This window comes from Pseudohongiella sp. O18 (genome assembly GCF_021729085.1).
Lineage (GTDB): Bacteria > Pseudomonadota > Gammaproteobacteria > Pseudomonadales > Pseudohongiellaceae > Pseudohongiella.
In genome coordinates, this window is sequence record NZ_JAJSAR010000002.1 from 684,711 (window position 1) to 704,748 (window position 20,038).

Sequence of the window (20,038 nt, forward strand, 5' to 3'; positions counted from 1 at the left end):
CAATTGTAATGAAGCAGAGAATTCGTTTGTCGATGGGGGGCGGTTCTGGTAATCTGTAGCCCCATCAATGATTAAGGATGGGGCGTTAATGACGCGATATATTTTCATTACCGGCGGGGTGGTTTCCTCGCTCGGCAAAGGCATCACCTCGGCATCTCTTGGCGCGATTCTCGAAGCGCGCGGACTCAAAGTGACCATGCTCAAACTCGATCCATATATCAATGTGGATCCGGGGACCATGAGCCCGTTCCAGCATGGCGAAGTATTTGTAACCGAAGATGGCGCGGAGACCGACCTCGATCTCGGACATTACGAACGCTTCATTCGTACGACCATGTCTGCGCGCAACAACTTCACCACCGGTCGCGTTTACGAAGAAGTCATTCGACGTGAGCGCCGCGGAGATTATCTGGGTGCCACGATTCAGGTTATTCCGCATATAACCGATGAGATCAAACGGCGGGTCGTTGAAGGTGCAGCAGGTGCCGACATCGCTCTGGTAGAGATTGGTGGCACCGTCGGTGACATCGAATCGCAGCCATTTCTTGAAGCCGTACGACAGATGCGCGTCGAACTCGGTTCCCAGCATGCATTGTTCATGCATTTGACGCTGGTACCCTATATTGCGACGGCCGGTGAAACCAAAACCAAACCGACACAACACTCTGTAAAAGAGCTGCGCTCGATAGGTATTCAGCCCGATGTTCTGATCTGTCGCTCTGAACAGGAAATCGCAGAGTCGGCGCGCCGCAAGATTGCGCTGTTCACCAACGTTGATCTGCCTGCGGTGGTTTCCCTGCCGGATACCGATACCATTTACCGTGTTCCTTCTCTGCTTAGAAATGCTGAACTTGATGACATCATTGTTGGCAAGTTCGGGCTGGATTGCCCGCCGGCAGATCTGCGTGAGTGGGATCGTGTTGTGGACGCCAAGCTGAACCCGGACCAGGAAGTGACCATTGCCATCGTCGGCAAGTACATGGAACTACTGGACGCCTACAAGTCCCTGATCGAAGCGATCAGTCACGCAGGCATACAGACCCGCACCAAGGTCAACATTCGTTATATTGATTCCAGTGACATCAAAGTCCACGGCACAGGAATGCTGGAAGGCGCACATGCGATCCTGGTACCCGGCGGGTTTGGCCTGCGCGGTGTAGAAGGGAAAATTGCTACGGTACAGTACGCACGCGAGAACAAGATTCCCTATCTGGGGATCTGTCTGGGCATGCAGGTGGCCGTGATCGAGTATGCCCGCAACAAGGCGGGTCTGACTGATGCGCACAGCACCGAGTTCAAGACCGATTGTAAAGACCCGGTGGTTGCACTGATCAGTGAGTGGACAACAGCAGAAGGTGACGTTGAAAAACGTGATGAGAATTCTGATCTTGGTGGCACCATGCGACTGGGTGGCCAGCAGTGTCGCCTGCAGGAAACCTCGACGGCATATGGCTGTTACAACAAGGATGTCATTGTTGAGCGTCACCGTCACCGTTATGAATTCAACAACAACTATGCTGACGTACTGCAGCAGAATGGCCTGATTATCGCAGGTCGCTCCATGGATGGTGAACTGGTTGAGGTTATTGAGGTCCCAGATCACCCGTGGTTCGTTGCCTGCCAGTTCCATCCCGAGTTCACCTCTACACCTAGAGATGGTCACCCATTGTTTACTGGCTTCATAAAAGCCGCCCTGGTCCATCAGGCGAGCCAGCAATGACAGCAGAGACCAGCAATATTCATCTCAGGCTCAGCGACAGTATTGTGTTCGGCAATGATCTGCCGTTTGTACTCGTTGGTGGTATGAACGTGCTGGAGTCGCATGCTTTAGCGATGGAAGTGGCAGAGCAGTATGTTGATGTCTGCTCGCGCCTCAATATTCCCTATGTGTTCAAGGCATCCTTTGACAAGGCGAATCGCTCATCAATTCATTCCTATCGTGGTCCTGGTCTGGAGAACGGCTTGAAAATTCTTCAGGACATCAAGACCCGATTCAAGGTACCAGTTCTCACTGATGTGCATGAGCCTGGTCAGGCCGCCCCTGTGGCAATGGTTGCGGATATCATTCAATTGCCAGCGTTTCTCTCACGGCAGACAGACCTGGTAATGGCAATGGCGCGTACCGATGCCGTCATCAATATCAAGAAAGCTCAGTTTCTTGCACCTCAGGAGATGCGTCACATTCTGACGAAGTTTGAAGAGGCCGGTAATCGTAAATTGATGTTGTGTGAAAGGGGCTCCAGTTTCGGATACAACAACCTCGTCGTCGATATGCTGGGTTTCTCGGTAATGAAGAAATTTCGCTATCCGGTCATGTTCGACGTTACCCATTCGCTGCAGCGCCCAGGTGGACTCAGCGCCAGCGCGGATGGTCGTCGTGCTGATGTTACACAACTGGCGCGTGCTGGCATGAGCCAGGGCCTGTCCGCGCTGTTTCTGGAGGCGCACCCGGATCCGGACAAGGCATTATGTGACGGCCCCTGTGCACTGCCGCTCGACAAGCTGGAACCCTTCCTGCGTCAGATGAAGGCAGTGGACGACCTGGTCAAGCAGTTCCCGGAAATTGATACAAACTAACGGAAATACCGAATACCTTACCTATAGAATGGACAGGAAATAATATGGCAATTATTAAAGACATCTGCGCACGTGAAGTGCTGGATTCACGTGGCAACCCTACAGTGGAAGCCGATGTAACACTGGACAATGGCATTGTCGGTACAGCCTGCGCGCCATCAGGTGCCTCAACCGGTTCACGTGAGGCACTGGAACTGCGTGACAAGGATGCTGGTCGATACCTTGGCAAGGGCGTGCTAAAGGCGGTAGGAAACGTCAACAAGCAGATTCGGGATGCGCTGCTGGGACACGATGCCCAGGATCAGGCTGCCATCGACAAGATCATGATCGACCTGGACGGCACGCCGAACAAAGCCAATCTAGGTGCCAATGCCATTCTTGCGGTCTCGCTGGCTGCTGCCAAAGCGGCCGCACAAGCCAACAAAATGCCGCTTTACGCCTGGATCGCACAACTCAATGGCTCAAGCGACAGCATGAGTCTGCCGGTGCCAATGATGAATATTATCAACGGTGGCGAGCACGCAGACAATAACGTGGACATCCAGGAGTTCATGGTTCAGCCTGTTGGTGCACCAAGTTTTGCTGAGGCACTGCGTTATGGTGCCGAGATTTTTCACAGCCTAAAGTCGGTGCTGAAGTCTCAGGGGCTTAATACAGCCGTGGGCGACGAGGGCGGTTTTGCGCCAAACCTGCCATCCAATGCAGCGGCACTGGATGCCATCATGCAGGCGGTGGAAAAGACCGGTCTGAAGATGGGTTCTGATATCCGACTGGCACTGGACTGCGCCTCATCCGAGTTCTATCGTGACGGTAAATACGTCCTGAAAGGCGAGAATGCCAGTTTTGATGCGACCGGATTTGCCGACTATCTTGCCAAACTTGCCAGGGACTACAACATTCTGTCGATTGAAGACGGCATGGACGAAAGTGACTGGGACGGCTGGGCCGTGCTGACCCGCAAGGTTGGGGACAAGGTACAACTGGTCGGTGACGACCTGTTTGTAACCAACACCGAAATTCTGTCACGTGGTATTGAGCAGGGTATTGCCAACTCAATCCTGATCAAGTTCAATCAGATCGGCAGTCTGACTGAAACACTGGCAGCGATTCGGATGGCCCGCAAGGCCGGCTATACTGCCGTGATTTCCCACCGTTCAGGTGAAACAGAAGACACCACCATTGCGGACCTGGCAGTAGCCACAGGCGCAGGGCAGATCAAGACTGGTTCTCTGTGTCGCTCCGACCGTGTGGCGAAGTACAACCAGTTGCTGCGCATTGAACAGCAACTCGGTAGCAAGGCGATTTATCGGGGTATTCAGGAGTTCGATCACGTAAATTGATGAGGTCGATATGAAGGTCATCGTTTCCGGCCTGGTTGTGGTATTGCTGCTGCTTCAGTGGCGATTATGGATAGGAGAAGGCGGGGTGCGCGATTTGCGCCTGCTGGAGGAACAGCTTGCTGCCCAGCAGGCTGAGAACTCGGCTCTTCGTCAACGCAACCAGCTGCTGGAACGTGAAGTTCTTGACCTTAAAAATGGCCTGGATGCAATCGAAGAGCGTGCCCGGAGTGATCTGGGCATGGTCGGTGAAGACGAAACTTTTTACATGTTGATTGAATAAACCATGTCGATCCATGCCCTGGTAGCAGCGGCAGGCCTGGGAAGTCGGATGGGGGCGCAGATCCCCAAACAATATCTCCTCCTCCAGGGTAAAACCGTTCTTGAACACAGTCTCTTGCGCATGGCTTCGACCGAAGGCCTGTCGAGCCTGCAGCTGGTGCTGTCATCAGACGATGCTACGGGGCGCAGCATAGCCGATTCCCTCGCATCGAGAATTAAAACCCCTATTCATATCAGCCAGGGTGGCAGCGAGCGCTGGCAAAGCGTTCTGTCAGGTCTGTGCGATATCGCGGCGCGTTCCAGTGGGGATGACTGGGTGCTGGTCCATGACGCTGCACGGCCTTGCGTCCGGACAACGGATGTCAATCGTCTGATTGAAGCCTGCCTGACAGATCACGCGCCAGGCGGACTGCTGGCAACGGTCGTCTCTGACACATTGAAGAAAGCTCAAGATACTGTCGGAGGCGCCGGAGAGAAGATTGCCTGTGTTGCTAATACGGTCGATCGGCGTGAAATGTGGGCAGCATGTACACCACAATTGTTTCGGGTAGCGGATTTGATAGCGGCACTGCAGCAGAGTGAGTCCCGCGGTGAGCTTATCACTGATGAATCATCTGCCATGGAGCTTGCAGGCCTTAAGCCGGTTCTTGTTCCCTGCAGTAAAGACAATATCAAAATTACCTACCCCGAAGACCTGGTGTTGGCCGAGCTGATTCTGCAGGCGCAGGCCATTACAGCTGGTCAAAAGACAGTCAAAGACAGGAATTGATGAATGTCGGTATTTAGCAATATACGAGTCGGTCACGGCTACGATGCACACAGGTTTGCCGAACCACATGACGGAAGACCCTTAATGATTGGTGGCGTACAGGTGCCGCATGACAGGGGCCTGCTGGCACACTCCGACGGTGACGTACTGTTGCACGCTGTCTGTGATGCCATTCTTGGCGCTATTGGCAAAGGTGATATTGGTCGACATTTTCCGGACAATGATGAGTCTTTCCGCAACGCCGATAGTCGACGGCTGCTATCATCTGTTTTCCAGATGGCGCGCGAGGATGGCTGGCAACTGGTCAACCTCGACTCTACAATTCTTGCGCAGACGCCCAGAATGGCCGCGTCCATACCCGGCATGTGTGAGGTCATTGCCGGGCTGCTGGAATTGCCTGTCAGTGCGGTCAATGTCAAGGCCTCAACTACTGAGGGTATGGGGTTTGTAGGTCGCCGAGAGGGTATCGAGGCATACGCAGTGGTTTTGCTTGCCCGTGACTGATCTTCACAACGAACAGGCCGAGGGCGTTGTTACTGAGGCGGAACAGGCAGATCTCATTGCATTGATGGCGCGGTTGCCTCATGCGCTGGGCGCAACAGAGGTAACAGGTGTCTTTAAAAAGACACCAGGCGATTTTGTTGTCGATGAAGTGCTTGGATTCAATTGCACCGGGCAGGGCGAACATGTCTGGGTGCAGGTACAAAAAACGATGCTGACAACCCTTGATGTTGCCCAGCGCATAACCGAAGTTACCGGTGTGCCGTTAAAGCGAATCAGCTACTCCGGGCTAAAAGACAAGCAAGGAGTGTGCAGCCAGTGGTTCAGCATTCACGATAAATCCTTGTCCGAGTCCATTATTCAAGAACTGGACAGCGATAACCTGAAAATTCTTGCTGTCAGCCGCAATAGCCGCAAACTGCGCCGCGGTAGTCATGGGGCGAATCATTTTCGGCTGCGACTGACAGGCCTCCGGTCAAAATGCGGAACAGATTCTTCGCCCGAGTTGTTATTGTCCAGCCGCCTGCAAAGCATTGCCAGTCAGGGTGTTCCCAACTATTTTGGTGAACAGCGTTTTGGTTTCGACAATATAGAAAATGCATTTGCCTATCTTGATACTTTGGCAAAGCGTTCTGAAGAAAATCGGGTTCCCCGGGCTTCACGAACACAACGCAGCATGTGGCTTTCCGCTGCAAGATCCTCTCTGTTCAACGCGGTATTGGCCGCGCGCGTCCAGCAGGGCAACTGGGATTCGCTGCTCGATGGTGATGTGATGAATCTCGACGGGACCGGCAGCGTTTTCCTGGCTGATAGCGAAGATCCGGCCTTGCCTGAACGACTGTCTCGCATGGATATCCATCCTACCGGACCACTGTGGGGAAAGGGAGCATTGCGCAGCCTGGGTGGAACCAGGGCTCTGGAGCAGGCATGCTGTCTGCGCTGGCCGACACTGTGCCATGGTCTCGAGAGAGCAGGCCTGGAACAGCAAAGGCGTAGCTTGCGCTTGCCGGTCAAGCGTTTACACTATCGCTTTTTTGACAGCGACCAGTTGGAGCTGAGTTTTGAACTTCCCGCGGGTTGTTTTGCAACAGCGGTGCTGCACGAACTGCTCGACTATAGTCAGGCGTAAAGAACCAACAACATTTTTGCAGGTAAGCAGTGAATACCATAAATCTCGCCGGAATTGGCATGACATCACAACGTACCAGGGAACGCATGATTGCGTCTCTGCTGGATCGCGGTATCAAGAACTGGGCGGTACTGGATGTCATGCGAACGACGCCGCGACATATATTTCTGGATGAAGCACTGGCTCACCGGGCCTACGAAGATACTGCACTGCCAATTGGTTACAACCAGACCATATCGCAACCTTACGTAGTGGCCAGAATGACCGAAGCCGTATTGGCTGGCCGCGCCAGTGATGGCAGTAAATTGCCGCGTGTACTGGAGGTCGGAACAGGCTGTGGGTATCAGACAGCCATCCTTGCGCAACTGGCAGATCGTGTCTGGACAGTCGAGAGAATTCAGCCGCTGCTGGATAAAGCCAGAAAAAATCTTGGCTTGCTGAAGATCAGGAATGTACGCAGCAAACATGATGATGGCAGCCTGGGCTGGCCTGAGCATGGCCCCTTTGATGCTATCGTGGCTGCCGCTGCCCCTCAGCATGTACCTGCCGAGCTGCTTGAGCAGCTGGCTGACGGTGGACGACTGGTGATACCAGTAGGGCGTGAAAAAGGCAGCCAGGAGCTGCGTCTGATTCAGCGACAGGGTGATGAGTTTCACACTCAGGTGCTGGAAGCCGTTAATTTCGTCCCACTTTATATTGGACAGGTTCAGTACTGAATGTCGTTCCCCAGAGAAACCAGTGCCAGGGCCAGATTGTCGGTATTTCTGAAAGGAATGGCGATGGGAGTTGCCGACGCTGTACCGGGCGTATCGGGTGGCACCATCGCGGTAATCACCGGGATCTATGAGCAGCTGGTAAACGCCCTGCGTCGCTGCAATCCGGTGGCGCTCAGCCTGCTCTGGAAGCAGGGGCCGCGAGCACTTTGGACTCACATCGATGGAGCGTTTCTGTTGTCGCTGGGACTGGGCATTCTTGGCAGTCTGCTGTTGATGGCAAATCTGGTGCTTTATCTGCTGGAACATCACTTTATGTTGGTGATGGCTTTTTTCATGGGACTGGTCCTGGCCTCATCCTGGCTGCTGAACAAGCAGGTGGGTATGTGGTCGATGATAAAAGTCCTGTTGTTCTGTCTGGGTTTCGCAGTGACAGGGCTGACGGCGCTGCTTAATCCAGCAGCGGGCAGCGATTCGCTGGTATATATTTTTTTCAGTGGTCTGATTGCCATCTGTGCCATGATACTGCCGGGCATCTCGGGTGCCTTCATTCTGCTGTTGCTGGGCGTTTATGAGTATGTGCTGGATGCACTGCGTGACTTCAACCTGCCGGTAATCGCTGTTTTTGCTGCCGGCTGTGCAATTGGACTATTGTCCTTCTCGCATGTGCTGTCTTTGACTTTCTACTATTATCGCGAACAGACTTATGCAGTCCTGACGGGTATGCTGGCAGCTTCGCTGATCGTTTTGTGGCCTGGCAATGAGCTTGTTGCGAGCGCTGGCGTAAGCGGGCAGCTGCTTGCTGTGGCCCTGTCAGGGCTTGGTGCGGCTGTCATTGTGTTGTTTGCCCGCTACACTCAACGCGCATAAACAATAACTCGCGCGCATAATAAAATACCGTCAAAATACACACAGTGCCGTAAACAGACGGCCTCAACAGCTTCCATCGCAGTGAGTCTGCAGGAGAGTGGTATGTCGTACATCGGAGTTGCCCAGGGGGCGCGCCAGCGTGGCTGGTTGCAGTGGAGCCTGGCGGGAGCACTTTCATTCCTGGTGGCATGCAGCAGCAGCTATGAAGCGCCTGTCGATGACAGAAGTAACAACCTTGAGCGTCAGCGCGCGGAAATCCTCAGCAGCGGCCAGAGTGGCAGCGGCGTTGCACGGAATCCCGCAACGGCTTCGCCAGCCCCGCAGAGCGCCAGCACCAGTCAGGGGCAGGTGGGCTCGGCTGCCACTGTGGTTCGCCCGGTTGCCATTGGCGGTGGTGTAAGGAGGGTTTCAAGCGATACTTCGACGGCGGGCAGTTCATCTTCTCAGAGCCCTTCGGCCCCATCGCCGGCGCCACTGTCCTCATCGAATGTGCAGAGTTCCACGCCGGTTCAGCAGCAGTCAGTTAGCTCAGCTGCCGACCGAGCGGCAGCTGCAAATCAGAGCCCGACTCCTGGCGCAGTGCATGTTGTAGCGCGTGGCGACACTCTTTACTCAATAGCCTGGACCCATAATCTCGATGTCAGAACCGTTGCCCTGGTAAATAACCTTAATCCGCCCTATACCATTTTTCCTGGTCAGCGGCTGATCGTCAGTGACCAGGCAATAGCCAGCTCTGCTTTGTCGAACATGCCAGACATTCCAGCATCACCTGCTGGTGAGAATATTGCCAGCTCGGAAGGTCAGCGCCCCAGCGAATCTGTTGCGGCCAGGCGCACCGGAAGCATCAACACCAGAACTCTGGATGGGGTTCAATGGCAATGGCCTGCAGATGGTCGTCTGTTAAGTACCTTCTCTGACACCCAGGCGCGCCGTGGTATCAACATCGCTGGTGCCCGGGGGAATCCAGTATACGCCGCTGCTGATGGTGATGTTGTGTATGCCGGGCAGGGTATCCAGGGTGCCGGTAATCTGGTCATCCTGCGTCACAGTGCGCGTCACCTGAGCGCCTATATGTACAACAGTCGCGTTCTGGTGGGTGAGGGCGACAGTGTGCGTGGTGGCGATAAAATAGCAGAGATTGGCACTGGCCCGGATGGACGCGATCTGCTGCATTTCGAGGTTCGTGTCGATGGTAAACCCAGTGACCCCACCGGTTTTCTTCCTTCGCGATAGAAGAAGCAGCGTATTTCTTGTTTTGTGAGATTGCGCACAATTTAAACCGGCTGATCCAGTATTGTGTCGCTCCGGCCTTGCGCCGATCCTCTCGTGTGATAGCTTAACGATCGTTCGTTTAACAATCGATCGTTTAAGAGCGCGGTCTTGTAAAGATGCTATCAGGGGGAAAACAAGGTAATGGAATATCGTTCTGCGGCATTGGATGCCGAATCCGCTTACATTCGTGAAGTCACTCCAATCAATCTGCTTAGCTACGACGATGAGGTCAAACTGGCGCGTGCTGCACGTCAGGGGGACATGTTCAGTCGCGGGGAAATGATCCGCCACAATCTCAGGCTGGTGCTGAGTGTTGCGCGCAAATACCGCAGCCGCGGCCTGGCGTTCCTGGATCTGGTGGAAGAGGGTAATCTTGGCCTGATTCGGGCTGTCGACAAATATGATCCGGAGCGAGGCTACCGTTTCTCTACTTATGCAACCTGGTGGATCAAGCAGAACGTGGAGAGAGGGATCATGAACTACGCGCGCAATGTGCGTCTGCCTGTGCATATCATCAAGGAAATCAGTCTGTGTCTCAGGACAGAGCGCGAACTTGGCGCAGAGCTTGGGCGTCAGCCACGTCGCGCCGAGTTGGCTGAGGCGCTATGCAAACCGCTGGCACAGTTGGATGCACTGCTTGACTGTCATGAATCGAGCTTCGACTCAACAGAGTGTCCCCCAGATCCTGACGAAGTGGCGAGCGATGATATTGATGCGGCAAATTCCGCTGATCCGATGGAAAGACTGCATGCCAGTACCCGTCAGCTGACCCTGCATCGTTGGCTGGCGGCGCTAGCTGAGCGACAACGTGAGGTGATCATCCGCCGTTTCGGTTTGCTGGGCCATCAGGCCGATACGCTTGAGAACGTCGGCAGGGAAGTGGGTTTGACGCGCGAACGTGTCAGGCAGCTGCAGCTGGAGGCGATCCGACGCCTGCGTAGCATGGCGAGTTCGGAAGGATGTGATATTTCGGTATTTTTTTGATGTTGCGGCGGCTGTTCAGCGCCTGTTGATCCAGGCGCTGGAAAGCCGGCAGTCAGGCGGATTTACTTGACCAGGTGCTCAATCTTTCCTGGGACGCCATTCCACTTTTCGGCTTCTTCCATCGGTGGCTTCATCTGGGTGATGTTGGGCCATTTTTCTGCCAGTTCCGCATTCAGTTCCAGAAACTGCTTCTGGTCGTCTGGTAGCTCGTCTTCAGCGAATATGGCATCTACTGGACATTCTGGCTCACACAGCGCGCAATCGATGCACTCATCCGGGTGAATGACCAGGAAATTAGGGCCTTCATAGAAGCAGTCCACTGGGCAGACTTCCACGCAATCTGTGTGTTTGCAGTTAATGCAGTTTTCGCCGACTACAAATGTCATGTTGTATTCCAGTCCTGTTGAATCGGTGCAGCGTCAAAAGTGAAGCGGCATTATAAGTCACCTGGGGCGTCCGGGCCAAGGAGGGTTTTCATGTTCCCGGCAGCTGCTTCTTCAGACGATAGATCAGCTCCAGTGCCTGCCTCGGTGTCAGCGCGTCCGGATCTGCGGCCGACAGCAGTTCCAGGGCCGGGTGATGCTGCGGTGCAAAAAGATCATTCTGTGCCGGGTTTTTGCTGGCGGCAGCCTGTGTTTGGCGCTTCCCACTGGGAGGGCTGTTGTCGGCTGCGTCCATGACGGCATCCTTGGAACGCAGCGCCTGCTGTTCGAGCTCATGCAGCTTGTGGTGGGCCCGCTGGATCACTTCTGCGGGAATACCTGCCAGTTGCGCCACCTGCAGACCGTAACTCTGATTGGCTGGTCCCGGTTTGACGCTGTGCATGAAGACGATGCCGTTGGCGTGTTCGGTAGCGTCCAGGTGAACGTTACCGATGGCCGGGTACTGATCAGCCAGCACAGTCAGCTCAAAATAGTGCGTCGCGAACAGTGTCATTGCCCGTAACTGTTCAGCGATGTATACGGCGCTGGCCCAGGCCAGCGACAGCCCGTCAAAGGTGCTGGTGCCGCGTCCCACCTCGTCCATCAACACCAGGCTCTGCGCTGTGGCGTTGTGCAGAATGTTTGCGGTCTCTGTCATTTCCACCATGAAGGTGGAGCGCCCGCCCGCCAGGTCGTCAGACGAACCAATGCGCGTAAAGATGCGATCAACGGGTCCAATGCGCGCTGCTCTGGCTGGCACATGACTGCCGCAATATGCCAGCAGCACGATCAGTGCTGTCTGGCGCATATAGGTCGATTTACCACCCATGTTAGGTCCGGTAATGATGAGCATGTCGTGCGATTCACCCAGTGAGGTGTCATTGGCGACAAATTGGGTTTCAAGTACCTGTTCAACAACCGGGTGGCGTCCCTGTTCTATCGCAATCCCGCTTTCTTCGGTCAGTTGCGGTTGCGCCCAATCCAGATTCAGGGCGCGTTCGGCAAAATTGCACAGCACATCCAGCTCGGCCAGAGCCTGCGCGCTGTCCTGAAGTTCAGACAATTGCGTCGCTACCCGCTCAAGCAATTCGTCATAAAGTGCCTTCTCTCTCGCCAGGGCTTTGCTGTTGGCGCTCAGAACCTTGTCCTCAAAGGTTTTCAGCTCGGGTGTGATGAAACGCTCCGCATTCTTGAGCGTCTGCCTGCGCTGGAATTCAGCAGGCATTTCCGCTGCCTGGGATTTACTGACTTCAATGTAGTAACCGTGTACCCGGTTGTAACCGACTTTGAGGGTGCTGAGCCCGGTTCTCTGTTTTTCACGTACCTCCAGATCAACCAGGTACTGTCCGGCATTACTGCTAAGGGCCCGCAGCTCATCAAGTTCGGCGTCATAGCCCTCGGCGATGACTCCACCTTCGCGGATGACAACAGGGGGGTTATCAATGACTGCGCGCGTCAACAGTTCCGCCAGTTCGGGGAACTCCGCGATTGTTGTTTGCAGGTTTACCAACTGAGGCGTCTCTCGCTGCGCGAGGATCGGCCGCAGCTGTGCCTGCAGTTCTGGCAGTGCCGACAGTGCGTCACGCAGTCTGGCCAGGTCGCGGGGACGTGCTGATCGCAAAGCTACCCTGGCCAGGATTCGCTCAGTGTCGCCAATCTGCTTGAGAATCGGCTGCAGTGTCTCAAATCGATAATCCGCCAGCAGCTCCGCGACCGCCTGTTGACGTAGCTGAAGGCCATGCCGATCTCGGAGCGGCCTGTTGAGCCAGCGATTCAGCAATCGGCTAGCCATCGGTGACATGGTGCGATCCACTACCGACATCAGTGTGTTGGTGCTGCCGCCGCCGAGATTGCGATCGATTTCCAGGTTTCTGCGGCTTGCAGCGTCCAGTATCAGTGCATCGTCGGGCTGTTCAACGCTCAGACGCTGCATATGCGGCAGGCTGGATCGTTGCGTGTCTTTTGCATAGCCGAGCAGGGCGCCCGCCGCCTGAATGGCCAGTGGCAGGTGTTCACAGCCAAAGCCACGCAAGTCACGAGTCTGAAAATGGCTGGTCAGCAGCCGGTGACAGCTGTCGGCATCAAACTCCCAGACAGGGCGTCGGCGGGCGCCGGAACGCTGGGTCACAGCTGTCGGGAATTCGATAGCATCGTTGTAGAGGATTTCAGCTGGCCGGATTCGCTCAAGTTCCGCCAACAGGGACTCCTGGCTGCCAGCTTCGCAGACATGAAAGCGCCCGGCACTGATATCCATCCATGCCAGGCCGAAGTGCTCTGCGCCGCCATGATCCTGAACGCCTGTCACTGCCAGCAGCACGCAGTCGCTGCGTTCCTTCAACAATGCTTCGTCGCTGACGGTACCCGGTGTGACAATTCTGACGACCTGGCGCTCAACCGGGCCCTTTGAGGTGGCCGGGTCACCGATCTGCTCGCAGATAGCGACGGAGCGACCCAGTTCCACGAGTCTTGCCAGGTAGCGCTCTGCCGAATGATAGGGTACGCCGCACATCGGGATGGGTTTGCCGTTGGAATTGCCCCGGGCTGTCAGTGTGATGTCCAGAAGCTCCGCAGCCTGAGTGGCGTCATCGTAGAAAAGTTCGTAAAAATCGCCCATACGGTAGAACAGCAAATGATCTGGCTGCTGTGCCTTGATCCGCAAAAACTGCTGCATCATCGGCGTATGGGACTGTAGGTCTTTTTCTGAAATCACAGGAGCTGTTTGCTTGGGTTTGAGAGTCACGGGTACTGGTGCCAAAATTCTTTCAATCGGTATCTGCAGGCGTCGCTGTCGAATCACTGCATTCGCAAGCGGCACAGATTAGCAGACCTGAGAGGCATCGAACAGCGTTGGCTGCGGGCACTGCAAAGTGATGCGGCAGACCGCTTTATTGATGTTAGACTTCGGCGCATGGATAACGAAATCTACATGCTGGCTGAATCTATAGGCCGAGAACTTTCCCGACGTGGCCAGTCAGTTACCGTTGCCGAGTCCTGCACCGGTGGTGGCCTTGCTCACGCGCTGACGGATGTGCCCGGAAGTTCCGGCTGGTTTGGTCTTGGGCTGGTTACCTATGCCAACTCTGCCAAGCATCGTCTGCTGGAAGTGCCCCTGGAGTGCCTGGAAGGCGAACAGGCGCCGGGAGCTGTGAGCGAACCGACCGTGCGTCATATGGCGACGGGCGCCCTCAAGGCTTCTGCCGCAGATTTCGCGATCGCCACCAGTGGTATTGCCGGTCCCGGTGGTGGATCGGAGCGAAAACCAGTCGGCACTGTCTGGATAGCCTGGGCCTGCCGGGGCAGCAGAGACAATGTCGAGATGCGCACATCCTGCCAGGTCTATGATGGAGATCGTGAACAGATACGGCGACAGGCTGTGATTGCGGCGCTGGGTGGGCTGCTGGAATGGCTGCAGGAAGCTTAATTTTTAATACTACTGGTTGAATATACAGTATATGTCTGCTTTAATACCTGACAAGTCCGGTATTTAATTCTCAACAACTGATTTTAACAACAGGATACAAGCAATGGCTGATGCACAGAATCGAGATCCCAATAAGGAAAAAGCGCTGAGCGCCGCATTATCGCAAATCGAGCGGCAATTCGGCAAAGGCTCAATGATGCGTCTGGGGGACAAGGGACGTGAAGCAATCCCGGCCATTTCCACTGGTTCGCTGGGCCTCGATGTGGCGCTGGGTATCGGCGGTCTTCCCAGAGGACGCATCGTCGAGATTTACGGCCCGGAATCTTCGGGTAAGACGACACTGACGCTGCAGGTTATTGCTGAGTGTCAAAAGGCCGGAGGAACCTGTGCATTTATCGACGCTGAGCACGCACTGGACCCGATTTATGCGGGCAATCTGGGCGTTGATGTGGAGAATCTGCTGGTCAGCCAGCCCGACACTGGTGAACAGGCACTGGAAATCTGTGACATGGTTGTACGTTCCGGTGCGGTTGACGTTGTTGTTGTGGACTCGGTTGCGGCCCTGACGCCCAAGGCCGAGATCGAGGGTGAGATGGGTGACAGTCATATGGGACTGCAGGCGCGTCTGATGTCGCAGGCCCTTCGAAAAATGACTGCCAACATTAAGAATTCAAACACGCTGGTCATATTCATCAACCAGATCCGAATGAAAATTGGTGTCATGTTTGGTTCGCCTGAAACAACCACTGGTGGTAACGCTCTCAAATTCTATGCCTCGGTGCGCCTCGATATCCGCCGCATCGGCTCCATCAAGGAAGGCGATGAGGTTGTTGGTAACGAGACACGCGTGAAAGTGGTCAAAAACAAAGTGGCTCCGCCATTCCGTCAGACAGAGTTTCAGATCATGTACGGCAAGGGCATCTATCGTATGGGAGAGATTATCGACCTGGGTGTCAAACTCAACCTGCTCGACAAGTCAGGTGCGTGGTACGCTTACAATGGCGACAAGATCGGTCAGGGCAAGAAAAATGTCGCGGTCTATCTTGAAGAAAATCCTGCTTTGGCCACTGAGTTGGAAACCAAAATTCGCGCCCAGCTTCTTGGCGGAAATGCCCTGTTGAGCGGCAGCGATCAGGAGGAGTTGCAGGAAGCTGATGTCGACTGACGATCAGACCCGCAAGATTGCTGTGTCTTTACGCCGTCGCGCCATGGATTATCTGGCGCGACGGGAACACAGTGTAAGTGAACTTCGGCGCAAGCTTACTGAAAAATTCCCCGAGACAGAAACACAGCTGCTGGAGTCAGTGTTGTCCACTCTTCAGGACGATGGTTTGCTTTCTGACCAACGATTCGCTGAGTCCTACGTGCGTGCCCGATTCAATAAAGGTTATGGGCCGCAGTATATTTTCTTGCATCTCAAAAATGCAGGAGTGCCGGATGAAATTAGTTCTCAGGAGCTGAGCATCGATGAAAATGAATGGGTAAAAAATCTGCAAAAAGCAGTCAATAAACGGTTCGGTAGCCCCTTACCGCAACCTGGCACCCTGGCCTGGGCAAAACTCGAGCGCTTTGCGCAGGCACGTGGCTTTCGCGGCAACCATCTACAGAAACTCAGATACCAGCAATCTGAGGGCGAAGTGTAGCAAGTCTGGCTAGCAGACGGTTCTGGGTGCCAATGTTGACACCTACAGTATCCATGGCAGCAATAAGATCCTCCACGACCGCATTGAACTCAGCTTCACTTATATTCATGCCAGTGTGAGTCTGCACCATTGAGTCCCCGGTGTAGACACAGGGGCCATTTGCAATCATGCAAAAATGTTCGATGATTTTCTCGCGGAATCTTTGCACGTTTGAATCGGCAAAGCGCGGAAATACGCGATCGTCGTATGCTATTTCCATGATGAACTCATCAGCAATCCGATCAATTGTCGGCTGGCCTCCCAGATCGTCATAGAGGGTTGCGTCAGATTGATTGCTGGCACACGCGGCCAGCGCTAATGCCGCCAGCAAAGTTGTCAGAAGCTGTGCATTGCGAGCCGCCCTGATACCGGTCGTCAGCAGTGACTGTGTGAATCGTCTCATAAGGTTGCCTGTACTGAAATGTAATACCCGCGTTGATCAGTAGCGCCAGCTATATCACCCAGATCGATCCAGGCTCCGGTCACCGACAGATGTTTATTGGGGAACCAGGCGATGAACAGGTCACGCGCATGATCCTCGTTCAATGCAGACAGGTAGTCGCCTTTTTGCCTGAACTCGCCACCGATGGCGATGCTGCGAGTGAGAAACATGGCGGCGGCAACTTCAGTTGTAAATTTGTTACCGCTGGCATCACCACCGTAGCCCAGAATGCCAAACTGATTCGACTCACCGTAACGGACATTCACGTTGAGCAGTGTGCTGCGGTTGGCAATACCGTCCAGCCAGACCTTACCGGCGCTGACAATGAAGTCGGTGCCAGCCGTATGTTCGGCCCCAACAGCTCGCGCCACCGCCTTGTCGCGAAGTTGGCCATGTTCAACGCCGATGGTAATCTGTGGAGCGTTGCCGTAAATGATGTCGCCGTGCAACTTGTATCTTGCAGATATCTTATCCTGGCGGATGTGGAGTCCGGCGGCTTCTATCTCGAAGTCGTGTTTGGCGTATGCAATCTCAACTCTGTCGTCGTAGTTGAAGGCACCACCGACCACATCCAGTGAATAGTCATCGACCGATGCCCGTGATTGAAAAATGTTGACTCCCTGCTGCCCGTCGCTCGCGTAGGTGCCCAGTGTAGCCCAAGGGGTAAGACCACCTCCCGAGGCGCCTGAAATGCTGCTCACGGCCCCAGTGCCTTTAATTTTTCCCTGCCTGCCAGCTGTTTCCAGTAACTGTGCCGAGGCTGTCATCGCAAAGCCAGCGCTCATGATGCCAAGCAGGGGCAGAAGCAGCCAGCGACCGGCGGCCTCTGAACGACCGGTTCGCAAATTGCGTTCTCCAGACAACATTGGCATCAGCTATTCTCCTCGCGAATGGCCCGGAAACCGAATACCTGAGATGGATCTCTTACATCCAGTTCAATGGTCAATTGGTTGTTGGAAGCGCCTGTGAGTGGAATCTCCTGCCGGTTTTCGGGTGTCTGCAGCCAGGGGTGCCATACATGGATGACATCGGCCCCGCTGTTATCCAGACTGATTCTGCCCAGCTCATCACTCTGGTAACGGTGCTGCCACTCAGAGACATAGACATAGGCGACCATGCTGTCGTGAATATTGCAGCCAAGCGTCGCAACTCCAGCCTGGTCAAACAGGATGGGATCTACCTCTTCGTCGGCGTACAGAGGTGTCGAGAATTGTCTTACATCCGAAAAAGAATAAACGTGGTGCCTTACGTTATCGCTGTTCGGAAATCTAACCTGTTGTCCACGCGCAATCAGCAAAACATTCGGCACAAAGGCACGGTTGACCTGGTCCATCACGCCAATCTCCTGCGGGACCGTCTCTATTCGGGAAACCTGCAGTTCGGCGATGACATCTTTGACGGGGTTGCCGTCGGTATCGATAAACACGATATTGAGTTGTGCATGGCTATAGGGGACGGCGGCCATCCAGAAGGAGATAACGAGTGCCAGAGGGTTTATGAGATTGCGTGCGTTGGGGCAAAATGCGGAGAAACAAGCCAGATACCGTCTTGTCATGATTAATTCCAGTTTGATTTCGTTCACAAAACGTGACTCCCCTACGATATAACAGGATAATGCATCGGGTAAATGCCCATAAGCCTTCCAAGTGGCAGTTCATGAGCCTGACCAGTATTCGTTCGCGATTGATATTGTTTCTCCTGGTACTGATACTGCCGGTTCTTGCCCTTATCTACTGGTTTGTCGAGCAGGAGAATCTTCGCTACACAGATAGAACCATCAACTCATACCTGAATATCGGCACTCAGGTGTTTGACTACAGTGTCGAATCCCATAAAAACACGCTGCTGACCATCAGTAATGCGCTCACGCGTGACTGGGGCTTCCGGAACGCCTTTGGTGCCGCAGACCCAATGACCATTCGTGATGCGGCCACCAATCTTCTTGCCCGCTCTCAGGGGGCCGCTGATCTCATGCTCATCAGTGATATGCAGGGTCGAGTCATTATTGATACGCATGATCAGGGTTTTTCGACTTTGCCGGCTGACTGGCGAGCGGTTGTGGACAATGCGGTCACTCATCCAGAGGGGCAGGGCGACCGGATTCTCATCGTCGGAGAGACCCCTTATCAGATCACTGTTGTGCCTCTAATGCTGCCGCAACCTGTTGCCTGGATATTCGCCGGGTTTCCGCTGGACGAGAGTTTTGTCAGAGAGATCCGACGCAGCACCGCTTCCGAGATATCGATACTGCGCCATCGTCCTGACCAGGTAAATGCAACTGCACTGGAGGTGGTTGCTTCCAGTCTTGAAGGCGAAAACCGCCGGCTGCTGGCGGAACGCCTGGAACCGTCGCTGATGAACGAGACTCAGCGTGTAAGCCTGGCTACGGAAAGTTTTGGCACCCAGGTCCGGCAACTGGCAAGTGGGGATACTGAGACGCCAGCCATTCTCGCAGTCGTTCAGCGATCTTACCGGGAGAATCAGGAGAACCTGCAGGTATTGCAGCAACGCCTGCTGGACTTTTCGATTGCCATTGTCAGCATAAGTCTTCTGGCAGTGTTTGTGCTGGCCAGAGGTTTTACCCGGCCGGTTTTGCGGCTCGCCACGCGCGTGGAACAGATTGAACGTGGACAGTACCAACTGGCCGACGGCGACAGGGTGGTGACCGGTAAAGATGAAGTAGGCGAGCTGGAGCGCGCCGTTGAGCGCATGGCCAACGGGCTGGCAGAAAAAGAGAAGGTCAGGGACCTGCTCGGCAAAGTAGTTTCTAAAGGGGTCGCGGATGAACTTCTCAGCCGGCAGATTGAGCTTGGCGGCGAGGACAGAGAAGTAAGCATCCTGTTCGCGGACATCGCAGGTTTTACTGCTCTTGGCGAGCGTGTTCCCCCGCAGCAATTAATTTCAGTACTTAATACCTGTCTCGAGGGGCTATGCCGTGTTGTTGATCAGCACGGTGGTATCGTTGACAAATTTATCGGGGATGCTGTGATGGCGGTGTTCGGTGCTCCTGTTTCTCACGCCGACGACCACCAGCGGGCTCTTGAGTGTGCGATGGCAATGCAGGCTGAGCTGCCTGCTATCAACGAAATGCTGCGTGCCTATGAGTTTCCGGTCTCCATTTCTGTACGAATTGGTGTTCACACAGGGCATGTCGTTGCCGGCAACATAGGCTCATCAGACCGACTCAACTACACCGTGATCGGGGATGCAGTCAATCTTGCTGCACGCCTTGAAGGCCTGACACGCTTCTACAATCTTGCGGCACTAATCAGTGAGCAGACACGTGTTGCTGCAGATCCTGACAACCGGATAGTCTGGCGTGATATTGATCTGGTTACGGTGTCTGGCCGCGAAAAGCCGGTCAAGCTGTTTGAACCCGTAGCGCACAGGGACACACTGTCTCAGGGTGAGATTGATCAGGTAGAACAGTTCAACAAAGCTCTGGATTGTTATCGTCAGGGACAGGGCGAGGAGGCGGCTGGTATAATCGCCATGCTGGTGGAGAAGGCTCACCCGGCATCCAACATCCAGCTTTACGAGCTTTACCTTGAGCGTATCCGCACGCAGGCAGACATGGCCGATGAGCACTGGGATCCCGTTTTTAGACATACCGGTAAATGAGCCGAGACAGTGGGCG

General features: G+C 54.5%; 20 protein-coding genes. 15 read left to right on the forward strand and 5 right to left on the reverse strand.

Annotated elements, in window-relative coordinates; genetic code table 11:
• Positions 1-88 precede the first annotated feature (88 nt).
• The 11 genes from LVD14_RS10385 (at position 89) to LVD14_RS10435 (ending at position 10,434) form a co-directional block, all read left to right on the forward strand.
• Entirely contained in the window at positions 89-1,720 is a 1,632-nt protein-coding gene (locus tag LVD14_RS10385; RefSeq protein ID WP_237134015.1) for a CTP synthase, read from the forward strand.
• On the forward strand, positions 1,717-2,577 hold the full coding sequence (gene kdsA, locus LVD14_RS10390; RefSeq protein ID WP_237134016.1) for a 3-deoxy-8-phosphooctulonate synthase: 861 nt from the start codon (positions 1,717-1,719) through the stop codon (positions 2,575-2,577). The genes LVD14_RS10385 and kdsA overlap by 4 nt, the downstream gene beginning before the upstream one ends.
• Before the next feature lie 44 nt (positions 2,578-2,621).
• A complete protein-coding gene (eno, locus tag LVD14_RS10395) occupies positions 2,622-3,917 on the forward strand; it encodes a phosphopyruvate hydratase (protein WP_237134017.1) in 1,296 nt (431 codons plus the stop codon).
• A gap of 10 nt (positions 3,918-3,927) precedes the next feature.
• A complete protein-coding gene (gene ftsB, locus LVD14_RS10400) occupies positions 3,928-4,197 on the forward strand; it encodes a cell division protein FtsB (RefSeq protein WP_237134018.1) in 270 nt (89 codons plus the stop codon).
• Between the two features lie 3 nt (positions 4,198-4,200).
• A complete protein-coding gene (gene ispD / locus LVD14_RS10405; protein ID WP_237134019.1) occupies positions 4,201-4,965 on the forward strand; it encodes a 2-C-methyl-D-erythritol 4-phosphate cytidylyltransferase in 765 nt (254 codons plus the stop codon).
• Between the two features lie 21 nt (positions 4,966-4,986).
• Positions 4,987-5,469 (forward strand): 2-C-methyl-D-erythritol 2,4-cyclodiphosphate synthase, encoded by a 483-nt coding sequence (ispF, locus tag LVD14_RS10410; RefSeq protein WP_317622731.1) that lies wholly within the window; start codon positions 4,987-4,989, stop codon positions 5,467-5,469.
• Positions 5,462-6,595: a tRNA pseudouridine(13) synthase TruD gene (gene truD, locus LVD14_RS10415; protein ID WP_237134021.1), complete on the forward strand. Its 1,134-nt coding sequence runs from the start codon at positions 5,462-5,464 to the stop codon at positions 6,593-6,595. Before ispF ends, truD begins: the two co-directional genes overlap by 8 nt.
• Positions 6,596-6,654: 59 nt before the next feature.
• Positions 6,655-7,311, forward strand: a complete 657-nt coding sequence (locus LVD14_RS10420) for a protein-L-isoaspartate(D-aspartate) O-methyltransferase (protein WP_237134022.1) — start codon at positions 6,655-6,657, stop codon at positions 7,309-7,311.
• Positions 7,312-8,178 (forward strand): DUF368 domain-containing protein, encoded by an 867-nt coding sequence (locus LVD14_RS10425; protein ID WP_237134023.1) that lies wholly within the window; start codon positions 7,312-7,314, stop codon positions 8,176-8,178.
• A gap of 102 nt (positions 8,179-8,280) precedes the next feature.
• Complete coding sequence (locus LVD14_RS10430; RefSeq protein ID WP_237134024.1) at positions 8,281-9,411, forward strand: peptidoglycan DD-metalloendopeptidase family protein; 1,131 nt, start codon at positions 8,281-8,283, stop codon at positions 9,409-9,411.
• 180 nt (positions 9,412-9,591) lie between these two features.
• Complete coding sequence (locus LVD14_RS10435; protein ID WP_237134025.1) at positions 9,592-10,434, forward strand: sigma-70 family RNA polymerase sigma factor; 843 nt, start codon at positions 9,592-9,594, stop codon at positions 10,432-10,434.
• Between the two features lie 62 nt (positions 10,435-10,496).
• Here LVD14_RS10435 and fdxA read toward each other — a convergent pair whose 3' ends face one another.
• Both fdxA and mutS read right to left on the reverse strand, forming a co-directional pair.
• Positions 10,497-10,820, reverse strand: a complete 324-nt coding sequence (fdxA, locus tag LVD14_RS10440) for a ferredoxin FdxA (protein WP_237134026.1) — start codon at positions 10,818-10,820, stop codon at positions 10,497-10,499.
• Between the two features lie 88 nt (positions 10,821-10,908).
• A complete protein-coding gene (gene mutS, locus LVD14_RS10445; RefSeq protein WP_237134652.1) occupies positions 10,909-13,530 on the reverse strand; it encodes a DNA mismatch repair protein MutS in 2,622 nt (873 codons plus the stop codon).
• Between the two features lie 234 nt (positions 13,531-13,764).
• Between mutS and LVD14_RS10450 the strand changes: the two genes are divergently transcribed.
• From LVD14_RS10450 to LVD14_RS10460, 3 genes are all read left to right on the forward strand, one after another.
• A complete protein-coding gene (locus tag LVD14_RS10450) occupies positions 13,765-14,277 on the forward strand; it encodes a nicotinamide-nucleotide amidohydrolase family protein (protein WP_237134027.1) in 513 nt (170 codons plus the stop codon).
• A gap of 103 nt (positions 14,278-14,380) precedes the next feature.
• The gene (gene recA / locus LVD14_RS10455) at positions 14,381-15,442 is read left to right on the forward strand and encodes a recombinase RecA (RefSeq protein WP_237134028.1); all 1,062 of its coding nucleotides are present in this window, start codon (positions 14,381-14,383) and stop codon (positions 15,440-15,442) included.
• Positions 15,432-15,920: a regulatory protein RecX gene (locus LVD14_RS10460; protein WP_237134029.1), complete on the forward strand. Its 489-nt coding sequence runs from the start codon at positions 15,432-15,434 to the stop codon at positions 15,918-15,920. Before recA ends, LVD14_RS10460 begins: the two co-directional genes overlap by 11 nt.
• Here LVD14_RS10460 and LVD14_RS10465 read toward each other — a convergent pair.
• Genes LVD14_RS10465 through LVD14_RS10475 form a run of 3 tightly spaced genes read right to left on the reverse strand, consistent with a single transcriptional unit; the run spans position 15,889 to position 17,956 of the window.
• Positions 15,889-16,362 (reverse strand): group I truncated hemoglobin, encoded by a 474-nt coding sequence (locus LVD14_RS10465; protein WP_237134030.1) that lies wholly within the window; start codon positions 16,360-16,362, stop codon positions 15,889-15,891. The two genes, LVD14_RS10460 and LVD14_RS10465, sit on opposite strands and share 32 nt — an antisense overlap.
• Positions 16,359-17,273, reverse strand: coding sequence for a DUF3034 family protein (locus tag LVD14_RS10470; protein WP_237134031.1), 915 nt, complete (start codon positions 17,271-17,273; stop codon positions 16,359-16,361). Before LVD14_RS10470 ends, LVD14_RS10465 begins: the two co-directional genes overlap by 4 nt.
• Positions 17,273-17,956 carry a methylamine utilization protein gene (locus tag LVD14_RS10475; protein WP_237134032.1) on the reverse strand — a complete coding sequence of 228 codons (684 nt, stop codon included), beginning with the start codon at positions 17,954-17,956 and terminating at the stop codon, positions 17,273-17,275. The genes LVD14_RS10470 and LVD14_RS10475 overlap by 1 nt, the downstream gene beginning before the upstream one ends.
• A gap of 101 nt (positions 17,957-18,057) precedes the next feature.
• Here LVD14_RS10475 and LVD14_RS10480 point away from each other — a divergent pair, with 101 nt between their 5' ends.
• The gene (locus LVD14_RS10480; RefSeq protein WP_237134033.1) at positions 18,058-20,022 is read left to right on the forward strand and encodes an adenylate/guanylate cyclase domain-containing protein; all 1,965 of its coding nucleotides are present in this window, start codon (positions 18,058-18,060) and stop codon (positions 20,020-20,022) included.
• Positions 20,023-20,038: the final 16 nt, after the last annotated feature.